The 9,234-nt window shown below is 71.0% G+C and carries 6 protein-coding genes; 4 read left to right on the plus strand and 2 right to left on the minus strand.

The features are described 5' to 3' along the window. Nucleotides 1-34: 34 nt before the first annotated feature. From ACFVXC_RS30650 to ACFVXC_RS30665, 4 genes are all read left to right on the plus strand, one after another. Nucleotides 35-625: a DUF3090 domain-containing protein gene (locus tag ACFVXC_RS30650; protein ID WP_389911686.1), complete on the plus strand. Its 591-nt coding sequence runs from the start codon at nucleotides 35-37 to the stop codon at nucleotides 623-625. Beyond that, on the plus strand, nucleotides 589-1,431 hold the full coding sequence (locus ACFVXC_RS30655) for an SCO1664 family protein (RefSeq protein ID WP_389911688.1): 843 nt from the start codon (nucleotides 589-591) through the stop codon (nucleotides 1,429-1,431). Before ACFVXC_RS30650 ends, ACFVXC_RS30655 begins: the two co-directional genes overlap by 37 nt. A 183-nt stretch (nucleotides 1,432-1,614) precedes the next feature. Continuing rightward, the gene (gene mshC / locus ACFVXC_RS30660) at nucleotides 1,615-2,844 is read left to right on the plus strand and encodes a cysteine--1-D-myo-inosityl 2-amino-2-deoxy-alpha-D-glucopyranoside ligase (protein WP_389911691.1); all 1,230 of its coding nucleotides are present in this window, start codon (nucleotides 1,615-1,617) and stop codon (nucleotides 2,842-2,844) included. Between the two features lie 114 nt (nucleotides 2,845-2,958). After that, a complete protein-coding gene (locus ACFVXC_RS30665) occupies nucleotides 2,959-6,021 on the plus strand; it encodes an NPCBM/NEW2 domain-containing protein (RefSeq protein ID WP_389911694.1) in 3,063 nt (1,020 codons plus the stop codon). 90 nt (nucleotides 6,022-6,111) lie between these two features. On the opposite strand, the gene ACFVXC_RS30670 is transcribed toward ACFVXC_RS30665, so the two are convergent. Together ACFVXC_RS30670 and ACFVXC_RS30675 are read right to left on the minus strand one after the other, a co-directional pair. Continuing rightward, nucleotides 6,112-6,870, minus strand: a complete 759-nt coding sequence (locus tag ACFVXC_RS30670) for a hypothetical protein (protein WP_389911697.1) — start codon at nucleotides 6,868-6,870, stop codon at nucleotides 6,112-6,114. Nucleotides 6,871-6,954: 84 nt separating this feature from the next. Next, nucleotides 6,955-8,856, minus strand: coding sequence for a S8 family peptidase (locus ACFVXC_RS30675; protein ID WP_389911700.1), 1,902 nt, complete (start codon nucleotides 8,854-8,856; stop codon nucleotides 6,955-6,957). Nucleotides 8,857-9,234 lie beyond the last annotated feature (378 nt).

Raw genomic sequence — 9,234 nt, forward strand, 5'->3', positions numbered from 1 at the left:
GATCAACCGCAGTCGATCCCAATGGAGACAGGACGTGTCGCGTCAGGTGTTCCTCTACGACCCGCCGGAACGCTTCGTGGCCGGAACGGTCGGGCTCCCCGGCCGGCGTACCTTCTTCCTCCAGGCCTCCGCCGGAGTCCGGGTGACCAGTGTGGCCCTGGAGAAGACCCAGGTGGCCGCGCTCGCCGAACGCATGGAAGAGCTGCTCGACGAGGTCGTGCGCCGCACCGGCGGCAATGCCCCCGTGCCCGCCGTCGCCCCCACCGAGGTCAGTGACAGCGCGCCGCTCGACTCGCCCGTCGAGGAGGAGTTCCGCGTCGGCACGATGGCGCTCGCCTGGGACGGCGACGAGGAGCGGATGATCGTCGAGGCGCAGGCTCTGGTCGAGCTGGACGCCGAGTCCGACGAGGATCTCGCGGAGGCCGAGGAAAAGCTTCTGCAGGACGACGAGAACGGGCCGCCGATGCTGCGCGTCCGGCTCACCGGGGCGCAGGCGCGCGCGTTCGCGAGGCGCGCCCTCGACGTCGTGAACGCGGGGCGGCCGCCGTGCCCGCTGTGCAGCCTCCCGCTCGACCCGGAAGGACATGTATGCCCGCGGCAGAACGGATACCGGCGGGGCGCGTGAGCTCCGGCGGCGTGGACGCGTCCGCCGGTGTCGTGGACCTGCTCACCCGGGGTGAGCTGACCGTCCGGGGGCGGATCCCCGAGGCCTCGAACGCGGTGCTCTACTGCTCCGTCTCGTACGAGGGCCGTGAGGCCGCCTGTGTCTACAAGCCGGTCGCCGGGGAGCGTCCCCTGTGGGATTTCCCCGACGGGACGCTCGCGCAGCGGGAGGTGGCCGCGTACGAGGTCTCCGAGGCGACGGGGTGGGGCCTGGTCCCGCCGACCGTGCTGCGGGACGGGCCGCACGGCGAGGGCATGTGCCAGCTGTGGATCGAGGGCTCGGCGGACGCGGAGCTCCTCGCCCTGGTCGAGGCTGATGAGCCGTCCGACGGCTGGAAGGCGATCGGCTTCGCGGACGTGGGCGAGGGGCGGACCGCGCTGCTGGTGCACGCGGACGACGAGCGGCTGCGGCGGCTCGCCGTGCTGGACGCCGTGATCAACAACGCGGACCGCAAGGGCGGTCACCTGCTGGCCGAGGCCGACCGCCTGTACGGGATCGACCACGGGGTCACGTTCAACGCCGAGGACAAGCTGCGGACGCTGTTGTGGGGGTGGGCGGGGGAGCCGCTGACCTCCGAGGCGGTCGGGGTTCTGGAGTCCCTGCGGGACGGGCTCGCGGACGAAGCGCCGCTCGGCCTCCGGCTGCGGGAGCTGATCACGGGGGCCGAGGTGGACGCGGTGGGCGCGCGGGTCGCTGCGCTGCTGGCGAACGGGAAGCATCCCGTGCCCGGCGGGGAGTGGCCCGCGATTCCGTGGCCGCCGGTGTAGGCGGAGGTGCTCCGCGGCCTCGGCGCTGGCAAACCGGCCGTCCCGATGCCGGGCAGATGGGTGGGTGGGCGAGAGGGAATCCGGCGTGAAGCGGCGGTGTGATTCCTGGCCCGAGGTGCCCCCGCCGGGATAAACCTTGATCCCCGCTCGTATACGGACGCTCCGTCCGGTTACGCTCATGTCATGCATGCCTGGCCCGCTTCTGAGGTCCCCGTCCTGCCTGGCAAGGGCCGCGACCTCCGGATCCACGACACCGCGACCGATGGTCTCGTGACCCTTGACCCCGGTCCCGTCGCCCGTATCTACGTCTGCGGCATCACTCCGTACGACGCGACCCACATGGGTCACGCGGCGACCTACAACGCGTTCGACCTCGTGCAGCGCGTGTGGCTCGACACCAAGCGGCAGGTTCATTACGTCCAGAACGTCACCGACGTGGACGACCCGCTCCTGGAACGTGCCATCCGCGACGGAAAGGACTGGGTCGAGCTCGCCGAGGGCGAGACCGCCCTGTTCCGCGAGGACATGACCGCCCTGCGACTGCTCCCGCCGCAGGACTACATCGGCGCCGTCGAGGCGATACCCGGCATCGTGCCGCTCGTCGAACGGCTCAGGGACCTGGGAGCCGCCTACGACCTGGAGGGTGACGTCTACTTCTCCGTCGAGTCCGACCCCCACTTCGGTGAGGTGTCCCGCCTCGACGTCGCCGCGATGAAGCTGCTCTCCGCCGAGCGCGGCGGCGACCCGGACCGCCCGGGCAAGAAGAACCCGCTCGACCCGATGCTCTGGATGGCCGCCCGCGAGGGCGAGCCGAGCTGGGACGGCGCCTCGCTCGGCCGTGGCCGCCCCGGCTGGCACATCGAGTGTGTGGCCATCGCCCTGGACCACCTGGGGATGGGCTTCGACGTGCAGGGCGGTGGCTCCGACCTCGCCTTCCCGCACCACGAGATGGGCGCGTCGCACGCCCAGGCCCTCACCGGTGAGCACCCGTTCGCCAAGGCCTACGTCCACGCGGGCATGGTCGCCCTGGACGGCGCGAAGATGTCCAAGTCCAAGGGCAACCTCGTCTTCGTGTCGAAGCTGCGCCGGGACGGTACCGACCCGGCGGCCATCCGCCTCGCCCTTCTCGCGAACCACTACCGCGCCGACTGGGAGTGGACCGACGCCGTCCTGACCGAGGCAGAGGCACAGCTCGGCAAGTGGCGTGCCGCCGTCTCGCGTCCCGACGGACCCTCCGCCGACGCCCTCGTCGAGGAGATCCGCGAAGCCCTGGCCAACGACCTGGACTCACCGGCCGCGCTCGCCGCGGTCGACGCGTGGGCGGCCCGCCAGGAGGCCGAAGGCGGTACGGAGGAGGGCGCCCCCGGCGTCGTCTCCCGCGCTGTCGACGCGCTGCTCGGCGTGGCTCTGTAGTCACCGGTCCACCGAAGTAGTCACCGGTCCACCGAATGGGCCGCTCCGGAAGTCCAGGAGCGGCCCATCAAAGTCCATGGCCCCGGCACCTGTTGAGGCGCTAGACCACCGGGCATGAGATCACCCACCCGCTTCAGACGGGCGGCCGTCGCCGCCGCCCTGCTCGGTCTCCTCGCGGTGTTCGCCGGTCCCGGCGGCGGCGCCGCGCAGGCAGCCGACGATTCCGCGACCACGGTCGGGGACGTCACGGACTTCGCCGCCGACGGCTCCGTCTACCGGCTCGCCGCGGGCAAGGCCCAGGCCCGCGTCAGTTTCGTATCGCCGGAGACGTTCCGCCTCGAACTCGCCCCCGAGGGCGACTTCACCGACCCCACCGGCAAGGACATCGTCCTGCCGCAGGGCGCCCCGCCGCGCACCAAGTGGGCCGACAAGGGCGACCGTTATGAACTGAGCACGTCGAAGGTGACGCTGCGCGCCTACAAGTCGCCGCTCCGCTTCGCCCTGTACCGCGCCGACGGCACCCAGGTCTGGGCCGAGTCCAAGGGCCTGAGCTGGACGAAGGACGCCACCACACAGAGCCTGGCCCGCGGCGCCGAGGAGCAGTACTACGGCGCCGGAATGCAGAACGGGCGCGGCAACACCTCGCACCGCGGCAAGAAGGTCGAGGTGAGCGTCGACTACAACTGGGACGACGGCGGCCACCCCAACTCCGTTCCCTTCTACCTGTCTTCAAAGGGCTACGGCGTCTTCCGGAACACGTACGCGCCCAATACCTATGACTTCGCGGAGCCGGTGACCGCCACTGCCGAGGAACGGCGCTTCGACGCCTACTACTTCGCGGGACGCGCCGACAAGGACGTCAAGGGAGTCATAGGGCAGTACACGAAGCTCACCGGCAAGCCCTTCCTGCCGCCCGTCTACGGCCTGGAGATCGGCGACGCGGACTGCTATCTCCACAACGCCAACCGGGGTGAACGGCACACCCTGGACTCCCTGAAGATCGCGGACGAGTACAAGAAGCACGACATGCCGAACGGCTGGATGCTCGTCAACGACGGCTACGGCTGCGGCTACGAAGACCTCGCCGAGACCGCCAAGGGCCTACAGGACCGCGACACGCAGCTCGGCCTGTGGACCGAGGACGGCATCGACAAGATCGCCGATCAGGTCAAGGCGGGGCAGCGCGTCGCCAAGCTCGATGTCGCCTGGGTCGGCGACGGCTACAAGAAGGCGCTCGACGGCTGCAAGGACGCGTACAAGGGCATCGAGGACAACAGCGACGCCCGCGGCTTCACCTGGGCCCCCGAGAGCTGGTCGGGGGCCCAGCGCTGCGGGGTGCAGTGGTCCGGCGACCAGAGCGGCAGCTGGGAGTACATCCGCTGGCAGATCCCGACGTACGCGGGCGCGACCATGTCCGGCATGGCCTACACGACCGGTGACGTGGACGGCATCTTCGGCGGCAGCGCCAAGACGTACGCGCGCGACCTTCAGTGGAAGTCGTTCCTGCCGGTCACGATGACGATGGACGGCTGGGCGGCCAACGACAAGCAGCCCTTCCGTTACGCAGAGCCCTACACCTCCATCAACCGCAAGTACCTGAAGCTGCACGAATCGCTGCTGCCCTATCTCTACTCGTACGGCCACGAGGCGACGAAGACCGGCGTCGGCGCCGTGCGCCCGCTGGCCCTCGAATACCCCGACGACTCGAAGGCCGCCACCGACGCCGCCAAGTACGAGTTCCTGACGGGCGAGGACTTCCTCGTCGCGCCCGTCTACAAGGACACGACCGTCCGCGACGGCATCTACCTCCCCAAGGGGACCTGGACCGACTACTGGAGCGGCCGCACGTACAAGGGGCCGACGACCGTCGACGGCTACAGCGCGCCCCTCGACACCCTGCCGCTCTTCGTCAAGGGCGGTGCCACCGTGCCGATGTGGCCCGGCGGCATCAGGTCCTACAAGGACCGCGCCGCCGACTCGCCGCTCGCCTGGGACATCTACCCGCAGGGGAAGACCTCCTTCGAACTGTACGAGGACGACGGCGTGACCCGGCAGCACCGCGACGGCAAGTACGCCACCCAGCGTGCCGAGGTCGAGGCGCCCCGCTCCGGCGCGGGCGACGTACGGGTGCGGATCGGCGCGAGCGAGGGGAAGTTCGACGGAAAGGGGACCGAGCGGCCGTACGCGTTCACGCTGCACACCGGTGACGCGCCGAGCCGCGTGGAACTCGGCGGCCACAAGCTGCCGCGGCTCGCGTCGGAGGTGGCGTACGAGAAGGCCCCGCAGGGCTGGTTCTACGACCGGGACGACCGGGGCGGTGTCGTCAGGGTGAAGACGGCGGCGCTCCGTACGGACCGGGCGTTCGACCTTGAGCTCGACGACACCAGCGCGGTCGGTGGCGCGGTGCCCGGCGCGAGTGCCGCGCTGAGCGCCCCCGTCGGGCAGGAACTCGGCGCGGGGGCGGCGGGCAAGGTCGCCGTCGACGTCACGGCGGGGACGCGGGACGCCACCGGAGTCGACGTCACCCTGGACGTGCCGAAGGGCTGGACCGCGGGGAGCGCCCGCGCCGACCGCGTCCCGGCGGGCACCACGCGCCGCGTCGAGGTCGCCGTCACCCCGCCCAAGGACGCGGAGCCAGGCGAGCAGCCGCTGACGGCGACGGCCCGGCACCGATCGGCGGGCCAGGACCGCACCACGACCCAGCGGATCGCGGTCGCCGTCATGCCTCCGGCGCCGAAGGGCGACACCTGGGCGAGCGACATGGTGTGGCTCAAGTCGGCGAACGGCTACGGCCCCGCCGAACGCGACCGCAGCAACGGGGAGTCGGGCGCCGCGGACGGTCACGCGCTGACTCTCGCCGGAAAGACGTACGAGAAGGGGATCGGCACCCACGCCGACTCCGCCATCGAGGTCTACGCGGGCGGGCAGTGCGCGAGGTTCACCGCTGACGTGGGCGTCGACGACGAGATCAACGGCTACGGAGAGGTGGCCTTCTCGGTCGAGGCCGACGGCAGGGTGCTGTGGACCTCGCCGAAGGTGACGGGGGCCTCGGCGACCGTGCCGGTGGATGTCGACGTGAGCGGGGCGCGGCACGTGGAGCTGAAGGTGACCGACACCAACAGCTCCAAGAGCGGGGATCACGGGGACTGGGCAGCGGCGAAGTTCAGCTGCGTGTAGGACGGTCCGCGACGGGGAGCGGCGCCGGGCGGGAAGTGGTTCCGCCCGGCGCCGCCGTCCTCTCACGTGACGGTGGTGACCGTCACTGCGTCACTTGGTGACCACGATGGCCAGCAGGTACGCGGGGTTGTTGGTGTCGTAGTAGCCGATCACCCGCTGGCCGAAGGCGAACGCCTCCTGGACCTCGTCGTGCGTCTGCGGGCTCGGGTTGACGAACACCCTCCAGTCGTTGTCGACGAGCAGATAGATGGTCGACGCCTGGCCGGGGAGGGGCTGGACGATGTCCCAGAACGACGTCGCGGTGTTCGAGGCGAGCGCCTGCGTGGAGATCTGGGGCGCCTGCGCCTGCGGGACGCTCTCCTGACCGAGCTGGTGCTGCCCGCCGAATTGCTGCCCGCCGGCCTGCTGTCCGCCGAGCTGCTGGAGCAGCTCCTGGTAGGGCTGCTGCTGGCCGAGCTGGTGCATCTGCTGGTGGAGCTGCTCCTGGATGTGCGGCGGGATCTGCTGCTGCATTCCCTGCATTCCCTGCATTCCCTGCATGCCGCGCATGTTCTGCGGGCCGAGCTGATGCTGGCCGGAGGACTGCTGGCCGAACGGCTGCTGCTGTTGCTGCCCGAACGGCTGCTGCTGCCGGCCGCCGAACTGCTGCGGGGGCGCGGTGCTCGGGCCCTGCTGCTGACTCTGCGGCCGGCCCTGGTGCTGGCTCTGCTGAGGGCTGAACTGCTGCTGCCCAAAAGGCTGCTGGCCGTACTGCTCCTGGCCGTACTGCTGCTGGGGTCCGTACTGCTGTTGCGGTCCGTACTGCTGGCCTTGCTGCTGCATCGGACTCATGTACGGGGTGGTGCTCATGCGGGTGCCACCTTCCCTCAGTGGTTGTGGTGCTTCTGCGATGAGCGTGGTGAACGAGCGTGTCGCTCCGGCGACGCGCCGGTGTCAGCCCGTGACGACAAGGCCGACGACCTCGTCGTCCGAGAACCAGACGCGTACGTCGGGGTGCCCGCCCGCGAAGGCGGCGTGCACCGCCTGGCGGATGTCGGGGGCCGGTTGGTTCAGGTTCCGCCACTCACCGGCGACGAAGAGCCGCAGACGCGGCGGGAGTTCGGGGGGATAGGGGAGCAGTTCGTCCCAGTAGCGCTCGGCCTGGCCCGAGCCGACCGCGGACGGCAGCAGGTTCGCGACCGCCGACTTGATGTCGGGGCGGTTGCCGATCCGCTGCGATGCGGGGCGGCCCGGCGCGTCCTGCTGTGGCGAGCCGGTCGAGCGCAGCATGGCACGCGCGCGCTCCGGCGCCATCAGCTGCTGGCCCGCGGCCTTCAGCATGCCCTGCAGACAGGCCAGGGCGCCGACGACGACCGGTGACGCGGACGAGGTGCCGGAGAACGTGTCCGTGTACCAGGCGATCTCCTCCGCGCCGCCCTGCAGATCGCCCGGCTGGTTCCAGGAGCCGCCGGTCGTGGTGGTCTCGCGGCCCCAGCCCTGCGCGTCCAGGCGGGCGCCGTAGTTGGAGAACCCCAGGCGAGAGCGGTCCGGGCCGTGATCACGGCCGTGCGTGCCGGGCGGCGGTGCGCCCGCGCCGACCAGGATGGCGCCCGAGGGCCGGTTGGAGGGGTTGAAGGGGTTGCGCCACGACTCGGGGAACTCGTCCGGCCTGCGCTCGTACACCGCGTCGTCCAGGGACTCCGCGCCGTTTCCCGCGGCGGCGGCGACGATGACGCCCTTCGCGCAGGCGTACCGGATCGCCGCGTAGTCGTCGGGCCACCATTCCAGGGCGATGTAGCCGCGCTGGTCGTCGCGCGGTTCGAATTCGAACCGCGGTCCCGGCCTGTGCAGTTCGATCAGCACGATGTCCCCGGGGCCGAGCCGGTCCGCCGCCGCGTGGATCGTGGCCGCGGTACCCAGAGGCTGGAAGGAGGCCGCCGCGGTCGTGGCCTCGGGCGCGATACCGTTGATGCCCACGGAGTTGCGGTCGCCGCCTATCACGCCGATCACCGCGGTGCCGTGGTTGCGCCAGGCCACGTCCTGGATGGGGGTGCCGATGACCACGCCGGCGAGCTTGCCGGTCAGATCCTCGTGGCCCAGCTGCCAGGCGCCTTCGATGTCGATCACCGTGATGCCCTCGCCCGACCCGCCGAGCCGCTGCCACGCCCAGTGCGCGTCGACGCCCTCGGGCGCCGGGCGCAGATAGCCCTGGCGGCCGGTGAAGTCAGGGGTGACGGGGGCGCCTTCCTTACGGCGCCCGGACTCACCGATGCCGGACTCACCGATGCCGGGCCCGTTCGTGCCGGGTCCGCTCGTGCCGGGCCCGTTCGTGCCGGGCCCGTTCGTGCCGGGCCCGTTCGTGCCGTGTCCGCTCGTGCCGGGTCCCTCGAACTGGCCCGACCGGCCTTGGGGCGCGGGCCGCGATCGATCCGGGCCGAGCGACGCCGGTACGGCGCCCGGCTTGACGTACGCCGTGTCGATCCCCGGCAGCGCCGCCATCCGCGAGCGCAGCTCCTGCGCCCTGCTCTCGCCGCCGCGCACGCGGTAGAAGAGCGCCAGGTCGGGCACGTCGTCGCCGCCGTCCGTGGCCGTGTGCTGTTGAACCGCGGACTGCACGCGCTCCTCGTTGCCGAACAGCGGCTCCAGGGCGAGCTGTTCATCGCTGAGGAACATGTTCAGGGCCGACACGTCGGAGTCCGCCGCCGAACGGACGCCCTCGGCCACGGCACGAAGCCGGGCCTCGGGCCGTGCGACGACGATCAGCTCCTGCTCGGACGCCCGGTAGGTGAATCCCGCCCCGTCGGGTCCGGGACCACTGGCTCCCGGGCCCCCTGCCGGCTCTACCTGGTCGGTCATCGCTTCACCGCTCCCTTCGGTCCTGCGGGTGCCGTGCTGTGCGCTGTCGCCGCGCATTCCGGGGCACACCCTGCTACCGCAGGGCGCGGCCGTCCACCCCCTTTGCCCCAACTGCGTTTGAAATCAAGGGGATCGGGGAACCCCGTGCAATTCGTCCGGAAGGCGATGTCACGCCTCAATCCGGCCATGTGCCGGACCCAAGACAGACGCAAGGCAGGCCCAGGACAGGCCCAGGACAGACGCCAGACAGATGCCAGGCAGACGCAAGACAGTGGGGGGGGGGCGCGTGGATGTGAGCCCCCCCCCGGGGTTTGGAGGAGGGGGGAACACGCACAACGGGGGCGAAACAAAAGACGCAAATCCCCCCCGAGAAACGAA

The organism is Streptomyces sp. NPDC058257 (assembly GCF_042881845.1).
Lineage (GTDB): Bacteria > Actinomycetota > Actinomycetes > Streptomycetales > Streptomycetaceae > Streptomyces.

Excerpts from the sequence above, each read along its gene's own strand:
- ACFVXC_RS30675 (WP_389911700.1), bottom strand. The coding sequence starts at position 8,856 with ATGACCGACCAGGTAGAGCCGGCAGGGGGCCCGGGAGCCAGTGGTCCC.
- ACFVXC_RS30670 (WP_389911697.1), bottom strand. The coding sequence starts at position 6,870 with ATGAGCACCACCCCGTACATGAGTCCGATGCAGCAGCAAGGCCAGCAG.
- ACFVXC_RS30655 (WP_389911688.1), top strand. The coding sequence starts at position 589 with ATGCCCGCGGCAGAACGGATACCGGCGGGGCGCGTGAGCTCCGGCGGC.
- ACFVXC_RS30665 (WP_389911694.1), top strand. The coding sequence starts at position 2,959 with ATGAGATCACCCACCCGCTTCAGACGGGCGGCCGTCGCCGCCGCCCTG.
- mshC (WP_389911691.1), top strand. The coding sequence starts at position 1,615 with ATGCATGCCTGGCCCGCTTCTGAGGTCCCCGTCCTGCCTGGCAAGGGC.